The following is a 13,599-nucleotide window of genomic DNA, read 5'->3' as shown; positions in this document are numbered from 1 at the left end:
CCAAGCGACTTGGCTGGTCGAGAGGTTGCGCGCGGGCTACGGTCGGCCCTTGTGACGACCAGCCGTGACTTCCTCACCACCACCCGCGCCTTCTACGACACCATCGCCGAGGACTACGCCGACCGCTTCCGCAACCAGCTCGGCGAACGACCGCTGGAGCGGGCACTGCTCGCTGCATACGCCGAGCTGGTCGGACCGGGCCGGGCCGTGGCCGATCTCGGGTGCGGGCCGGGCGTGGTCACCGCGCACCTCGCCTCCCTCGGCCTGTCCGTGTTCGGACTCGACCTCTCCCCGTCCATGGTCGCGATCGCCCGCCGCGAGTATCCGCACCTGCGCTTCGAGCAGGGGTCCATGCTGGAGCTGCCCCTCGCCGACGGCGCGTTGGCGGGTGCCGTCTCCTGGTACTCCAGCATCCACACGCCTGTGGAAAAACTTCCCGCGCTGTTCGCCGAGTTCCGTCGCGTGCTCTCCCCCGGCGGACATCTGCTGCTCGCCTTCCAGGTGGGTGACGTGCCGCGTCGCCTCGACCGGCCGTGGGGCCACCCGGTCACCCTGGACTTCCACCGGCGCCGACCCGAGCAGATCACGAAACTGCTGGCCGACGCCGGTTTCGTGCTGCGGTCCAGCACCGTGCGCGAACCGGAGGAGCCGCTGGAGGAGTCGGTCCCGCAGGCGTGCCTGTTCGCCCGGAAGGAAGGCTGACCGGGATCAGGACGACGGGGAAGAGGGTGAGGCGGGAACGGGCTCCCGCTCAGTTCGCGTGCACGCGGGACCGGAATTCGACGACCGTGTCCGCGAAGGCCCGTGCCGGAGGGCTGAGGGCGTCCCAGCGGCGCACCGCCCAGCCGACGGGAAGCGGACGCAGGCCCGGCAGCGGGACGAGCCGCAACTCGCCCTCCCCCGGCACCGGCAGCCCCGGCACCGCCGGTACGACCGCTCGCCCCACCCCCAGCTCGGCGAGGAGCAGCGCCGTGTCCCAGTCGGCGACGCTCGTGTCGTAACCGAACCGCACGCCCAGCTCGGCGCACGCGGCGTCGAGATGGGCGGCGGAGGTGGAGTTCGGGGGGAGCCGGATGAGGCGGACGTCGGCCAGTTCGGCGGCGTCGAGGGCGGGCCGCCCGGCGAGGGGGTCGTCGGCGTGTACGGCGAGCAGCCAGGGCAGTTCCGTCACCGTCCGCTGCTCGATGCCGCGCACAGGCGGGCCGACGGTGATCCAGGCGAGGTCGAGGGTGCCGTCGGTGAGGGCGTCGAAGCTGCCGCGTCCCGAACTGACCGTGCGGAACTCCAGGCTGACGCGAGGGTGGCGGCGCCGGAACGTGACCACGGCGTCGGACATGAAGTGCCGGACGGTCGTGGCGCCCGTGGCGACGCGGACATGGCCGCTGTGCCCGTCGACGAGGTCCCGCAACTGCCGCACGGCGAGGTCGAGTCCGAAGATCCCCTCGGCCGCGGCGGCCTCCAGTATGCGTCCGGCCTCGGTGGGGACCACTCCTCGCGGCTGGCGCTCCACCAGCGCCACCCCGGTTTCCCGCTCCAGCCGTCTGACGTGCTGGCTGACAGCGGACTGGGTGCAGCCCAGATCCCGCGCCACGGAGCTGAGGCTCCCGGCCCGGCACACGGCCACGAACACACGAAGGTCGTCCAGCGTCACAACCCCCAAGCTAACACTAGGACTTAGGGAGAAAACCCAAGGATTGACTCGAGTACGCGCCGGAGCGAGGATCGGCAGCGGGCCGCGACCGACCCAGGCGGCAACCCGCTCCGCGCCCCCGTCGAGTCCGGACGACACGGGAGCAGGCCGGAGCGGGTGCCGACCCCCCACGGCGTACAGGGCGGGCGGCGCGGGCCGCTTCGAGCTGCGCGGGACCGAGGGGAAGCGGCTGCGCCTGTCGGGAGAGGTGGGCTAGGAGTCCGCGACCGGCGCCGCGGACGAGGGGGGTGTCCAGGAGCGGCCCTCCAGCAGGTTGCCCAGGCCCGCCCAGGCGAAGTTCATCAGGGTGGCCGCGGCCTGCCGGGCCGTCGTGCCGGGGGTGGCGTTCGCCCAGGCGGCGAGGGACTCTGCGGCGCCCATGAGGGCCTCGGCGAGCCCGGCGACCTCATGCTCGGGCAGATCCGGGTCCTGGTGCGCCTCGCGGGCCGCCACCGCGATCAGCCGGGTCGCGAACGCGACGATCTCCTCGCGCATCGCGGCGACCTCGGCGGCGAAGGGCTCGCCGTGGGTGCGGGCCTGCAGATGCAGGACGGACCAGGCGTCGGGATGCTCGATGGTGTGCGCGAAGAACGCCAGCAGCCCGTCCCAGAGCTGGCGGTCGGCGGGCAGCTCCGGGCGCACGCCGGCGCGGACGGCCTGCGTGAGGGCGGCGGCCTCGCGCCGGATGCAGGCGGTGAAGAGGTCTTCCTTCGAGTTGAGGTAGAGGTAGACCAAGGGCTTCGAGACACCGGCGAGTTCGGCGATCTCGTCCATCGAGGCCGCCATATAGCCACGCCGGCCGAAAATCCGTACGGCGGCATCGAGCATCTGCTGTTCCCGCACCGCGCGTGGCATCCGTTTGGTCCTCGCCCCACCCATGGGGAAAGACTATGGGGTCGGCACAAGGGTTCCGGACGGACTCGACACGGGGTCCGGACGACCTGGACAGAGGGTCCGGGCGGACTCGACAGGGGGTCCGGACGACCTGGACAGGGGACGGCCTGGACAGGGGGTCCGGACGGTCAGGGCGTCAGGACGTCTGGCCCTGCGCCCGCGCGGTGTCGTCGGCCCCGTCCTCCTGGCTGCGGCTGGCCTCCAGGTTGGCCTTCATGCGGTCGACCCTGCCCACGATCCGCTCGGAGGCCCGGTCCCGCTCCTTGCGCAGGACCACCCAGCTGATCGGCGCCGACAGCACCAGGGAGAGCAGCAGGACCCACAGGGGGTTGGAGCCGCCGAAGCCGCGCGGGAAGATGCCTGAGTAGACGGCTCCCCAGACGACCACGAGGCAGCCGGCGAAGATGCCGAGGCGCATCAGCGTGTAGCGGAGCATCGCAATCCACTCGTCCGATTCCAAAAGGGTCGTCCTCCAGTGAAGCACGACCGGCGGGCGATCTTACGGGCGGGGCTCAGCCGAGCGGCAGCAGCATGATCACGTCGTCGCGGTCGTCGCCGGGCGCGACCCGGATCGCCGCGGGGACGCGGCCGACCTCCTTGTACCCGCAGGAGCCGTAGAACCGCTCCAGGCCGAGGCCGCTCCGGCAGGTGAGGCGGATCGCCTCGATGCCCTCGATACCGCGCGCCGCGTCCTCCGCGGCGGCCAGCAGCGCGCGCCCCCAGCCCTTGCCCTGGTGCCGGGGACGGACCATCACGGTGTACAGCCACAGCCAGTGCAGCATCAGGCGGTGGGTGTTGCGGGTGAGGAACGCGGCGGCGGCCACCTCACCCTCCTCGTCGCGTCCGACGAGGAGCCGGCACCGCCCCTCGGCCATCGCCGTGAAGTGCCGCACCAGCTCCGGGCGTATCGCCTCGCGGGTCACCGGGGGAACGAAGCCGACGGCTCCGCCCGCGTTGGAGACATCGGTCCACAGGTCGAGGAGGCCGTCGCGCAGTTCGGGGGTGACGGCGGGGTCCAGCGTGAAGGTAAGGGGCACTGATGGATTGTACCTATTACGACAATGCGCGCGCAGCCACTTTCAGGTCGGCCACCAGCCCCGCGTACGCCGCCCGCCGGTCCTCGTCGTCCCGCGCCCGCAGCACCGACGACGGATGCACCGTCGGCACCAGCCGCTCGGGCCGGCCGTGGAGCTCCCGTTCCAGCACGGTCCCGCGCGTCTCGCCCACCCGGAACGACGACCCGAGCAGCGCCTTCCCGGCCGACGCCCCCAGCACCACGATCAGCTCGGGCTCGACCAGCGCCAGCTCGGCCGCGAGCCAGGGCCCGCACGCCGTCATCTCCCGCAGGGTCGGCGACTTGTGGATCCGGCGCTTGCGGGGCTCGGTCTGCGTGAGGAACTTGAAGTGTTTGACGGCGTTGGTGACGTACGCCTCCGACGGGTCGATGCCGGCGTCCGCCAGGGCCCGGTCGAGCAGCTTTCCGGCCGGGCCGACAAAAGGTCTGCCCTGGCGGTCCTCCTGGTCGCCGGGCTGTTCGCCCACGAGCATGACCCGGGCGTCCGTGTCGCCCTCGCCGAACACGGTCTGGGTGGCGTCCCGGTGCAGCGGACAGCCCCGGCAGCCGGCCGCCGCCCTGCGCAGGTCGGCCAGGCCGCCGTGTTCGGGCACGAAGGGCTCGGCGGTGTAGGCGTCCTCGGGGGCGGTCGTACGCGGGCTCATCTCACCCGGGTACCCCCGCCCCCGCAGGGCCTCACACGCGCATCGGCTGCGGCGCCTCGCGGCGCAGCGGGTCCGGGCCGTCGTACTCGCGGATGACCTCGTAGCGGGTGTTGCGCTCCACCGGGCGGAAACCGGCGTCGCGGATCAGCTCCAGCAGGTCCTCGCGGGTCAGCTTGTTCGGCGTGCCGAAGTTGTCCGCGTCATGAGTGATCTTGTACTCGACCACCGAGCCGTCCATGTCGTCCGCGCCGTGCTGGAGGGCGAGCTGGGCGGTCTGCACGCCGTGCATGACCCAGAAGACCTTGACGTGCGGGACGTTGTCGAAGAGCAGCCGGGAGACGGCGAAGGTCTTCAGCGCCTCGGCGCCGGTGGCCATCTGGGTGCGGGCCTGGAGCGTGTTGCGTACCTTGCCGTCCTTCATGTCCACGAAGTCGTGCTGGTAGCGCAGCGGGATGAAGACCTGGAAGCCGCCGGTCTCGTCCTGGAGTTCACGCAGCCGCAGGACGTGGTCGACGCGGTGGCGGGGCTCCTCGATGTGGCCGTAGAGCATGGTGCACGGAGTCTTCAGACCCTTCTCGTGCGCCAGGCGGTGGATCCGGGACCAGTCCTCCCAGTGCGTCCGGTGGTCCACGATGTGCTGCCGGACCTCCCAGTCGAAGATCTCGGCGCCGCCGCCGGTGAGGGACTCCAGGCCCGCGTCGATCAGCTCGTCGAGGATCTCGGACGCCGACAGACCGCTGATGGTCTCGAAGTGGTGGATCTCGGTGGCCGTGAACGCCTTGAGGGAGACGTTCGGCAGGGCGGCCTTCAGCTCGCGCAGGGAGCGCGGGTAGTACCGCCACGGCAGGTTCGGATGCAGGCCGTTGACGATGTGCAGCTCGGTGAGGTTCTCGCTCTCCATCGCCTTGGCGAGCTTGACGGCCTCCTCGATGCGCATCGTGTACGCGTCCTTCTCGCCCGGCTTGCGCTGGAACGAGCAGTAGGCGCAGGACGCCGTGCACACGTTCGTCATGTTGAGGTGCCGGTTGACGTTGAAGTGCACGACGTCACCGTTCAGCTTCGTCCGTACCCCGTGCGCCAGGCCGCCCAGCCAGGCCAGGTCGTCCGACTCGTACAGCGCGATGCCGTCCTCGCGGGTCAGCCGCTCACCGGAGCGGACCTTGTCCTCCAGCTCGCGCTTGAGCCCGACGTCCATGCTCATCCCTTTCCTCGACGACTGTCGTAACCGTAGCCCTACACCCCTTCGGGCAGTTCCCCGACCCGGTTCTCCCACTTGGTGGAGAGCACGATGGTGGTACGGGTCCGTGAGACGCCCTTGGTCCCCGACAGCCGCCGGATGATCTTCTCCAGGCCGTCCACGTCCGTCGCCCGCACCTTGAGCATGAACGAGTCGTCGCCGGCGATGAACCAGCAGTCCTCGATCTCGGGCAGTTCCTTCAGCCGCTGGGCCACGTCCTCGTGGTCGGCGGCGTCGGACAGCGAGATGCCGATCAGCGCGGTGACACCGAGGCCGAGGGAGGCCGCGTTCACGGTGGCGCGGTAGCCGGTGATGACACCGGCCGCCTCCAGCCGGTTGATGCGGTCGGTGACGCTGGGCCCCGACAGGCCGACGAGGCGCCCCAGCTCCGCGTAGGAGGCCCGGCCGTTCTCCCTCAGGGCCTGGATGAGCTGCCTGTCCACGGCGTCCATGCGATCGAAGCCTTCCCCTGGAAAGTTCTGAGTTCCTGAAGTGATGAGAGGTACTGCGACGTGCTAGGGCGTACGGGCCCCGCCGCCGAGGTCGCCCTGCCAGCGGCGGTAGAGCCGGTGCCCGACGCCCGCGGCGTCCAGGACCCGCCCGGCGACGAAGTCCACCAGGTCCTGGATGTGGGTGGCGCCCGCGTAGAAGGCCGGGGAGGCCGGCACCACGCTCGCGCCGGCGTCGTCCAGGGTGACCAGGTGCCGCAGGGTCTGCCCGTTCAGCGGGCTCTCGCGCACGGCGACGACCAGCCTGCGGCGCTCCTTGAGCGTGACGCTCGCCACGCGCTGGAGCAGGTCCTTCGACAGCCCGAGCGCGACACCGGCGACGCAGGCGGTCGAGGCGGGCACGACGAGCATGCCCTTGGAGGGGTACGACCCCGAGGACGGCCCGGCGGCGAGGTCCCCGGCGCTCCAGTACCGCACCCCCGTGACGTCGGCGGCGAAGGTCCCGGGCTTGCCGTCGGCGCCCAGTGACAGCCACTGCCGGAGGTCCTCGCGCCAGTGGGCGTCCCGGAAGGAGATCCCCGTCTCGTCCAGCAGGGTCAGCCGCGAGGCCCGGCTGACCACCAGGTCGACGGCCTCCCCCGCGTCCAGCAGTGCCCGCAGCACAGCGGCGGCATAGGGCGTACCGGACGCCCCGGACACCCCCACGATCCAAGGCACGCGCTGCGTTTCTCCTGCGTTCACACCTTGAGCGTACCGGCGGGTCGGGGCGTCTTCAGGACCGGTGGGGGGCCTTGGGGTCGACGGGGAGGGTGCCGGTGGGGATCACCAACCTGCCGAGCGGGGAGTCGACGGTCAGCTCGGGGCCGTAGGGGACGGTGTCGCGGCCCAGGTAGCCGTCGGGACCGGGGTTCCACATAGTGACGCAGTGACCCTTGAGCGGGTCGAAGATCAGGTAGTTGGCGATGCCCCGGGAGGCGTACCAGCGCGGCTTCACCTGGTAGTCGCGGCGGACGCTCCCGTGGGACACCACCTCGACGACCAGCTCGATGAGGTCGGGCGGGTACGCGCCCTCGTTCTTGGCGACTTCCGACGCCAGGATCACAGCCAGGTCGGGGCAGAACTCGTTGTCGTCATCGAACGGGAAAGCGACGTCACTCGCGAAGCCCCACTCCGCGGCCACCTGGACCTCGAGTGCGTTCCAGACCAGTCGGATGGTCTGCGCGTGGTGAGGCTTGACCGGACTGATCATGATGTTGCCCTCGACAATCTCCATCCGATAGCCGGGGAACATGTCCTCGAACCGGCTGAGCTGCGAGTGCAGGCGGTCGTCCGAGACGGTCACGATGGCCTCCCTGAGTTCCTGCCCTCGATGGTAGGCCGCACGGTACTCAGACCGTCAGACCACGCATCAGAAGGTCGAGCAGCGCACACACGAACAGGGCAATGCCGATGAACCCGTTGACGCTGAAGAACGCCCTGTTCACGCGGGTCAGGTCGTGGGGGCGCACGATCGTGTGCTCGTAGCCGAACGCGCCCGCGACGATCAGCAGGCCCAGCCAGAAGAACGCGCCGGCGTCGGTGCGCACGGCGTACCAGGCGAACAGGGCCGTGGTGATCGCGTGGCACACCCGGGCGGCCCGGATCGCCGCCGGGACGCCGAAGCGGGCCGGGACCGACATGACGCCGATCCTGCGGTCGGTCTCGACGTCCTGGCAGGCGTAGATCAGGTCGAAGCCGCCGATCCAGATGCCGACGGCGAGGCCGAGGATCACCGCGTCCCAGTCCCAGCTGCCGGAGACGGCCAGCCAGCCGCCGACCGGGCCCATCGCCTGGGCCAGGCCGAGGATGGCCTGCGGGAAGTTCGTGAAGCGTTTGCCGTAGGGGTAGACCACCATCGGGATCACCGCGACGGGGGCCAGGGCCAGGCAGAGGGGGTTCAGCAGGGCCGCCGCGCCCAGGAAGACCACGAGCGCGACCAGGGCGCCGGTCCAGGCGTGCCGCACCGACATCGCGCCGGTGACGAGTTCGCGGTGCGCCGTACGCGGGTTACGGGCGTCGATCTCGCGGTCGATGATCCGGTTGACCGCCATGGCGAACGTGCGCAGGCCCACCATGCAGACGGTGACCAGCAGCAGCCGGGCCCAGTGGATGCTCTTGTCCCACTGGTACATCGCGGTCAGCGACGCGATGTAGGCGAAGGGCAGCGCGAAGATCGAGTGCTCGATCATCACCAGGCGGAGGAAGGCCTTGGTGCGTCCTGGCCGCGGGAGCGCGGCGGATGCGCTGGTCACAGGCCGTACTCCTTCCAGCGACGGTCCACCAGCGCGGCCGTGTCCGGGTCCGACAGGACCATCTCCGGCCACCCGCCGTCCCTGGTGTAGCCCTCCTCGGGCCACTTCGTCGTCGCGTCGATTCCCGCCTTGCCGCCCCAGAACTGCTGGTAGGAAGCATGGTCGAGGTGGTCGACGGGGCCTTCCACGACCGTGAGGTCACGGGCGTAGTCGGTGTTGCCGAGGGCACGCCAGGCGACCTCGTGCAGATCGTGGACGTCGCAGTCGGCGTCCACGACCACGATGAGCTTGGTGAGGGACATCATGTGCGCCCCCCAGATCGCGTGCATCACCTTCTGCGCGTGCTTGGGGTATTTCTTGTCGATCGAGACGATCGCGCAGTTGTGGAACCCGCCGGCCTCGGGCAGGTGGTAGTCCACGATGTCCGGGACGATGATCTTGAGGAGGGGGAGGAAGAAGCGTTCCGTGGCCCGGCCCAGGGGGCCGTCCTCGGTGGGCGGCCTGCCGACGACGATCGACTGGAGCAGGGGGCGCCTGCGCATCGTCATGCAGTCGATCCGCAGCGCGGGGAACGGCTCCTGCGGGGTGTAGAAGCCCGTGTGGTCGCCGAAGGGGCCCTCCGGCAGCATCTCGCCCGGCTCCAGCCAGCCCTCCAGGACGACCTCGGCGTTCGCCGGCACCTGGAGCGGGACCGTCTTGCAGTCGACCATCTCGATCCGCTTGCCCGCGAGGAACCCGGCGAAGAGGTACTCGTCGATGTCCCCGGGGAGCGGCGCCGTCGAGGCGTACGTCACCGCCGGCGGGCAGCCGAAGGCGATCGCCACCGGCAGGCGCTCGCCGCGCCTGGCCGCCACCTGGTAGTGGTTGCGGCTGTCCTTGTGGATCTGCCAGTGCATGCCGATCGTGCGCTTGTCGTGCCGCTGGAGGCGGTACAGGCCCAGGTTCCGGATGCCGGACTCGGGGTCCTTGGTGTGGGTGAGTCCCAGGTTGAAGAAGGAGCCGCCGTCCTGCGGCCAGGTGAACAGCGCCGGCAGCCGGTCCAGATCGACCTGGTCGCCGTGCAGGACGACCTCCTGCACGGGGGCGTTGTCGGACTTGACCTTCTTCGGCGGCACGTGCGCCATCGCGCCGAGCTTGCCGAAGGCCTCGCGCACGCCCACGAACCCGTGCGGCAGTTCGGGGCGCAGCAGGCCGCCGATCTTCTCGGAGATCTCGCCGTACGACTTCAGTCCGAGCGCCTTCAGCAGGCGGCGGTCGGTGCCGAAGACGTTCATGGCGAGGGGCATGTCGGATCCGCGCACGTTCTCGAAGAGCAGCGCCGGGCCCCCCGACTTCTGCACGCGGTCGACGATCTCCCCGACTTCCAGATGGGGGTCCACCTCGGCCTTGATGCGCTTGAGGTCTCCCTCGCGCTCCAGCGCCCGCAGCAGGGAGCGAAGATCGTCGTAAGCCATGCGACCCAGTATCTGTCACCCGTTACCCTGGGCCCGTCACCGGGGCCGTCTCACAGCACGGGGAGTGCGCACAACGATGCTGAGATATCTGCCGTTCCTGCTGGTCCTGGCGCTGTGGATCTACGCGTTCGTGGACTGCCTGAACACCCCCGAGGAAGAGGTCCGCCATCTGCCCAAGGTGGTGTGGGTGATCGTCATCCTGCTCTTCGGCGAGGTGCTGGTCGGCCCGGTCGCCTGGCTGATCACCGGCAGGGCCCGCCGGACCCCGGCGTACGGCGCCACGGGCGCCGCCTGGGTCGCCCCGGACGACAATCCGGAGTTCCTGCGGTCCCTCGGCAAGGACGACCCGCGGCAGGACTGACGGACGCACACCCCATGGAACACCGGCTGCTCGTCACCTTCGAGAAGGTCGCCACGGTACTGAGCTTCACCCGGGCCGCGGCCGAGCTGTCGTACGCGCAGTCCAGCGTGACCGGCCAGATCCGCGCGCTGGAGTCCGCGCTGGGCACCGAGCTGTTCGACCGGCTCGGCGGCCGGATCCGGCTCACCGAGGCGGGCGAGCGGCTGCTGCCGTACGCGCGTCGGATCATCGAGCTGACCGAGGAGGCGCGGGCGGCGGTCACCGGCACTCAGGAGCCGGCCGGCACCCTCACGATCGGCACGATGGAGTCCCTGACCTCCTACCGGCTGCCGCCACTGCTGGAGTACTTCCACCACCGCCACCCCAAGGTGCGGCTGGCCCTGCGTACCACCATCGGTGACGAGACCCGGCAGTCGCTGCGGCAGGGCTCGTACGACCTGGGGTTCCTGATGGAGGCGGAGACCGAGCACCCGGGGCTGGAGTGCGCGGTCCTGGCGACGGAGCCGCTGGCGCTGGTCGCGGCGCCCGGGCATCCTCTGGCCGGCGGGCGGGAGACCGGCACCGCCGACCTGCTCCGGCAGTCGCTGCTCGCCACCGAACCCGGCTGCGCCTACCGGGACCTGTTCGAGCGGGAGTTGACGGCCGTGGCGGCCGGGGAGCCCGTCGTCTTCACGGAGTTCGGCACGATCGAGGCCACCAAACGCGCGGCGGCGGCCGGCCTGGGCATCTCGCTGCTGCCCGAGGTGACGGTCGCCGCCGAACTCGCGGAGGGTTCTCTGGTACGGCTGTGCTGGGAGCCTCCGTTCACGCTTCGCACGCTTCTGGCGTGGCGGGCCGGGAAGCGGCTTGCGGCGCACGCGCAGCTGTTCGTGGAGCAGGCACTGCGGCTGGTGTCCGAGCAGGCCGGGCACGGGTGACCTTCAGGCTCGCGGTCACGATCAGCGGGACGCCGAGCGCCTGGACGAGGCCGATGTGGTGGCCGTACACCGCCCAGTCCATGACCATCGCGACCGCCGGGTAGACGAAGGCGAGCACGGCGATCTTCGAGGTGGGAAGCTTGGCGTAGGCCGCGTACATCAGGACGTACATCAGCCCGGTGTGGATCAGGCCGAGCCCGGCCAGCCAGCCCCAGCGCCACCCCGTGCCGCTCATCGCGCCGAAGTCCGCGAAGGGCAGCAGGAGGGGGATGCCGACCAGCACCTGGACGAGCGCGACGAGATGCGGGCGGACACCGCTGATCCGCTTGGTGACCAGTGTGGACAGCCCGTACAGCAGGGCGGCGAGCAGGGCCTGGCCGATGCCCGTCAGGTACGCGCCGCCGCCGCTCGTGAAGTCGCCCGGTGTGACGCCCGAGACCAGGACCAGACCGGCGAAGGCCAGCGCGATCCAGCCCACTCCGGCGGCCGTGAGCCGCTCACGGAAGAGCAGCGCGCCGAGCAGGACCACGTAGAAGGGCTGGGTGTGGTAGACCGCCGTGGCCACCGAGATGGACGTGTTCTCGTACGCCTGGAACAGCAGGACCCAGTTGAAGACGATGAACACCCCGCCGAGGACGGCCAGTGCGAGCGTGCGCGGGGTGAAGCCGTGGTCGCGCAGCCAGCCGCGGGCGACGACGTAGGCGCCCAGCGCCAGCGCGCCGAACAGGACGCGGAAGAAGACGACGTCGAAGGGCGGGGCGCCCGACTCCATGACGAAGACACCGAGGGTGCCGGAGAGCACCATCGCGGTCGTCAGCTGGGCCGTGCCCGTGTTCTGTGAGGTCATGCCGACGACGCTACGAACGGACCCCGGTACCGGTCCACGCGCCAGTGGGGCGTCCTGCCGATGGGGGCATCGGCGGTGCCGATGGGCGCAGGTCGTAGGTCCGTCGGCCCACTGAGGGAGGCCCGGGTGCGGGGCTCGCCGGCCTGACGGGGGCTGCCGGGCACGGCTCCCGCCGGGACCGGATCGCCGTGGGTCAGTCGCCCGTGGGGGTCTCGCGCAGCACGAGGTCGAGCAGCCCCGGGAAGCGGGCGTCGAACTCGGGCTTCCTGAGCCGGTTGACCCTCTTCGGCCCCGCGTCGCGCTGTTCCACCAGACCGGCGCCCCGCAGGACCGAGAAGTGATGGCTGAGGGCCGCCTTGCCGACGGGCACGTCGAAGCTGCCGCAGCTGCGGGACCAGTCGGCCGAGGCGGCCAGCTCCCTGACGAGGGTGAGGCGTACGGGGTCGGCGAGGGCGGCGAGCGCGGTGAGGACGGGCACGTCGTCGGGGTGGGTGTGCTCGGGGGCGGCCCGATGACCGGTGGTGGCCACGTGACCCTCCTCACTGCCGTGTGTCGCTTGCCGAGTGTTCGATGAAAACCATACACTCGTGAGTGTTCGCTTTTCATTGAACATTCGAGTCGAGCGGGGGATACGACATGCGCGCGGTCCGGTTCCAGGAGTACGGCGGTCCCGAGGTGCTGCGGCTGGTGGAGGCACAGATGCCCGAACCCGGCCCCGGGCAGGTGAGCATCGACGTGGCCTACACGGGCGTCAACTTCGCCGATCTCAAGGCCCGTTCGGAGGGTTACCGGGTGCCGGCGCTGCCGTACGTGCCCGGTCTGGAGGTCTCCGGGCGGATCCGCGCGGTCGGCGCGGGCGTCGAGGGCCTCGCCGTCGGCCAGGAGGTGGCGGCGCTGACGGAGGGCGGCGCGTACGCGGACGTGGTCGTGGCCGACACGACGACCGTCTTCCCGCTGCCCTCCGGGGTGGACCTGCGCACGGCGGCCACCCTCCCGACGGTCCTGCCCACCGCCTACGCCCTGGTCCACACCGTCGGCAGGCTCCAGCCCGGCGAGTCGGTCCTGGTGCAGGGCGCGGCGGGCGGAGTCGGCACGGTCGCGGGCCAGTTGGCGCGGGCGGCCGGGGCCGGCGCGGTGTACGGCGTGGTGTCCTCCGCCGCGAAGGCCGCCTACGCCAAGGAGCACGGCTACGACGAGGTGTTCGTCGGCACCTTCCAGGAGCCGGTACGGCAGGCGACCGGCGGCCGGGGCGTCGACCTGGTCCTGGACCCGGTCGGCGGCGACACCCTGCGCTCCGGCCTCGCCTCCCTCGCCCCCTTCGGCCGTCTGGTCTCCTTCGGCAACGCCAGCTCGGCCGAACCGTGGACGGTGGGCCAGCCGGAGCTGTACCCGCTCGGCATCTCCGTGTCCGGCTTCTCCATCCTGAACCTGGCGACGACCGCCCCGAACGAGCTGCGCCGGCTGTCGGAGCAGGCCTTCACGAAGGCCGTCGACGGGACGGTGGCCCTGCCGGTGACCGCCGAGTTCACCCTGGCGGAGGCGGCCGACGCGCACCGTCTGATGGGCGCCCGGACCAGCACCGGCAAGCTGCTGCTGCGGGTGGGCGCGTGACCGTCGCACCCCTCGGCGCCCGACCCGGGCCGGTGCCCGGGCCAGGCGCCGGGCACCGCCGTGATCTCGGCCCACCGCGGCACCCTGTGTGACATCGTTGTCATCATGGGGCCGGGAGTGGGGCAGGGC

At 71.0% G+C, this 13,599-nt stretch carries 17 protein-coding genes; 4 read left to right on the top strand and 13 right to left on the bottom strand.

Going from position 1 to position 13,599, the window contains the following annotated elements:
* Positions 1–51 precede the first annotated feature (51 nt).
* On the top strand, positions 52–702 hold the full coding sequence (locus K7G59_RS17840) for a class I SAM-dependent methyltransferase (RefSeq protein WP_225835338.1): 651 nt from the start codon (positions 52–54) through the stop codon (positions 700–702).
* Between the two features lie 49 nt (positions 703–751).
* Here the strand turns inward: K7G59_RS17840 and K7G59_RS17835 are convergent, their stop codons facing one another.
* From K7G59_RS17835 to K7G59_RS17785, 11 genes are all read right to left on the bottom strand, one after another.
* Positions 752–1,651 (bottom strand): LysR family transcriptional regulator, encoded by a 900-nt coding sequence (locus K7G59_RS17835; protein ID WP_225835336.1) that lies wholly within the window; start codon positions 1,649–1,651, stop codon positions 752–754.
* 252 nt (positions 1,652–1,903) lie between these two features.
* Positions 1,904–2,569 carry a TetR/AcrR family transcriptional regulator gene (locus tag K7G59_RS17830; protein ID WP_225835334.1) on the bottom strand — a complete coding sequence of 222 codons (666 nt, stop codon included), beginning with the start codon at positions 2,567–2,569 and terminating at the stop codon, positions 1,904–1,906.
* Between the two features lie 151 nt (positions 2,570–2,720).
* Complete coding sequence (locus K7G59_RS17825) at positions 2,721–3,020, bottom strand: DUF4229 domain-containing protein (protein WP_225835332.1); 300 nt, start codon at positions 3,018–3,020, stop codon at positions 2,721–2,723.
* 76 nt (positions 3,021–3,096) lie between these two features.
* The gene (locus K7G59_RS17820; RefSeq protein ID WP_225835330.1) at positions 3,097–3,621 is read right to left on the bottom strand and encodes a GNAT family N-acetyltransferase; all 525 of its coding nucleotides are present in this window, start codon (positions 3,619–3,621) and stop codon (positions 3,097–3,099) included.
* A 16-nt stretch (positions 3,622–3,637) separates the two neighbouring features.
* Positions 3,638–4,303: a UdgX family uracil-DNA binding protein gene (locus tag K7G59_RS17815; protein ID WP_225835328.1), complete on the bottom strand. Its 666-nt coding sequence runs from the start codon at positions 4,301–4,303 to the stop codon at positions 3,638–3,640.
* Between the two features lie 31 nt (positions 4,304–4,334).
* Positions 4,335–5,498 carry an aminofutalosine synthase MqnE gene (gene mqnE / locus K7G59_RS17810; protein WP_225835552.1) on the bottom strand — a complete coding sequence of 388 codons (1,164 nt, stop codon included), beginning with the start codon at positions 5,496–5,498 and terminating at the stop codon, positions 4,335–4,337.
* Between the two features lie 38 nt (positions 5,499–5,536).
* The gene (locus K7G59_RS17805) at positions 5,537–5,992 is read right to left on the bottom strand and encodes an Lrp/AsnC family transcriptional regulator (protein ID WP_225835326.1); all 456 of its coding nucleotides are present in this window, start codon (positions 5,990–5,992) and stop codon (positions 5,537–5,539) included.
* Positions 5,993–6,055: 63 nt separating this feature from the next.
* On the bottom strand, positions 6,056–6,706 hold the full coding sequence (locus tag K7G59_RS17800) for a UbiX family flavin prenyltransferase (RefSeq protein ID WP_225835324.1): 651 nt from the start codon (positions 6,704–6,706) through the stop codon (positions 6,056–6,058).
* Positions 6,707–6,761: 55 nt separating this feature from the next.
* Positions 6,762–7,331: a Uma2 family endonuclease gene (locus tag K7G59_RS17795; protein ID WP_225835322.1), complete on the bottom strand. Its 570-nt coding sequence runs from the start codon at positions 7,329–7,331 to the stop codon at positions 6,762–6,764.
* 46 nt (positions 7,332–7,377) lie between these two features.
* Positions 7,378–8,280: a menaquinone biosynthesis prenyltransferase MqnP gene (gene mqnP / locus K7G59_RS17790; RefSeq protein WP_225835320.1), complete on the bottom strand. Its 903-nt coding sequence runs from the start codon at positions 8,278–8,280 to the stop codon at positions 7,378–7,380.
* Complete coding sequence (locus K7G59_RS17785) at positions 8,277–9,734, bottom strand: menaquinone biosynthesis decarboxylase (protein ID WP_225835318.1); 1,458 nt, start codon at positions 9,732–9,734, stop codon at positions 8,277–8,279. The genes mqnP and K7G59_RS17785 overlap by 4 nt, the downstream gene beginning before the upstream one ends.
* 76 nt (positions 9,735–9,810) lie before the next feature.
* On the opposite strand from K7G59_RS17785, the gene K7G59_RS17780 reads away from it, so the two are divergent.
* Both K7G59_RS17780 and K7G59_RS17775 read left to right on the top strand, forming a co-directional pair.
* Positions 9,811–10,095, top strand: coding sequence for a PLD nuclease N-terminal domain-containing protein (locus tag K7G59_RS17780; RefSeq protein ID WP_225835317.1), 285 nt, complete (start codon positions 9,811–9,813; stop codon positions 10,093–10,095).
* A gap of 14 nt (positions 10,096–10,109) precedes the next feature.
* Positions 10,110–11,012 carry a LysR family transcriptional regulator gene (locus K7G59_RS17775; protein WP_225835316.1) on the top strand — a complete coding sequence of 301 codons (903 nt, stop codon included), beginning with the start codon at positions 10,110–10,112 and terminating at the stop codon, positions 11,010–11,012.
* Here the strand turns inward: K7G59_RS17775 and K7G59_RS17770 are convergent.
* Both K7G59_RS17770 and K7G59_RS17765 read right to left on the bottom strand, forming a co-directional pair.
* Positions 10,900–11,859, bottom strand: coding sequence for a DMT family transporter (locus K7G59_RS17770; protein WP_225835315.1), 960 nt, complete (start codon positions 11,857–11,859; stop codon positions 10,900–10,902). The two genes, K7G59_RS17775 and K7G59_RS17770, sit on opposite strands and share 113 nt — an antisense overlap.
* 193 nt (positions 11,860–12,052) lie before the next feature.
* A complete protein-coding gene (locus K7G59_RS17765) occupies positions 12,053–12,388 on the bottom strand; it encodes a helix-turn-helix transcriptional regulator (protein ID WP_225835314.1) in 336 nt (111 codons plus the stop codon).
* A gap of 107 nt (positions 12,389–12,495) precedes the next feature.
* On the opposite strand from K7G59_RS17765, the gene K7G59_RS17760 reads away from it, so the two are divergent.
* Positions 12,496–13,470 carry a zinc-binding dehydrogenase gene (locus K7G59_RS17760; protein WP_225835313.1) on the top strand — a complete coding sequence of 325 codons (975 nt, stop codon included), beginning with the start codon at positions 12,496–12,498 and terminating at the stop codon, positions 13,468–13,470.
* The last annotated feature ends 129 nt before the right edge of the window (positions 13,471–13,599 follow it).

Source organism: Streptomyces sp. NK08204 (assembly GCF_020400585.1).
GTDB lineage: Bacteria > Actinomycetota > Actinomycetes > Streptomycetales > Streptomycetaceae > Streptomyces.
Note: the sequence above shows the minus strand (reverse complement) of the source record. Positions and strands in the feature narration are given on the sequence as shown.

Excerpts from the sequence above, each read along its gene's own strand:
- K7G59_RS17780 (WP_225835317.1), top strand. The coding sequence starts at position 9,811 with ATGCTGAGATATCTGCCGTTCCTGCTGGTCCTGGCGCTGTGGATCTAC.
- K7G59_RS17775 (WP_225835316.1), top strand. The coding sequence starts at position 10,110 with ATGGAACACCGGCTGCTCGTCACCTTCGAGAAGGTCGCCACGGTACTG.
- K7G59_RS17825 (WP_225835332.1), bottom strand. The coding sequence starts at position 3,020 with ATGCTCCGCTACACGCTGATGCGCCTCGGCATCTTCGCCGGCTGCCTC.
- K7G59_RS17830 (WP_225835334.1), bottom strand. The coding sequence starts at position 2,569 with ATGGGTGGGGCGAGGACCAAACGGATGCCACGCGCGGTGCGGGAACAG.
- K7G59_RS17770 (WP_225835315.1), bottom strand. The coding sequence starts at position 11,859 with ATGACCTCACAGAACACGGGCACGGCCCAGCTGACGACCGCGATGGTG.
- mqnE (WP_225835552.1), bottom strand. The coding sequence starts at position 5,498 with ATGGACGTCGGGCTCAAGCGCGAGCTGGAGGACAAGGTCCGCTCCGGT.
- K7G59_RS17805 (WP_225835326.1), bottom strand. The coding sequence starts at position 5,992 with ATGGACGCCGTGGACAGGCAGCTCATCCAGGCCCTGAGGGAGAACGGC.
- K7G59_RS17760 (WP_225835313.1), top strand. The coding sequence starts at position 12,496 with ATGCGCGCGGTCCGGTTCCAGGAGTACGGCGGTCCCGAGGTGCTGCGG.
- K7G59_RS17815 (WP_225835328.1), bottom strand. The coding sequence starts at position 4,303 with ATGAGCCCGCGTACGACCGCCCCCGAGGACGCCTACACCGCCGAGCCC.
- K7G59_RS17785 (WP_225835318.1), bottom strand. The coding sequence starts at position 9,734 with ATGGCTTACGACGATCTTCGCTCCCTGCTGCGGGCGCTGGAGCGCGAG.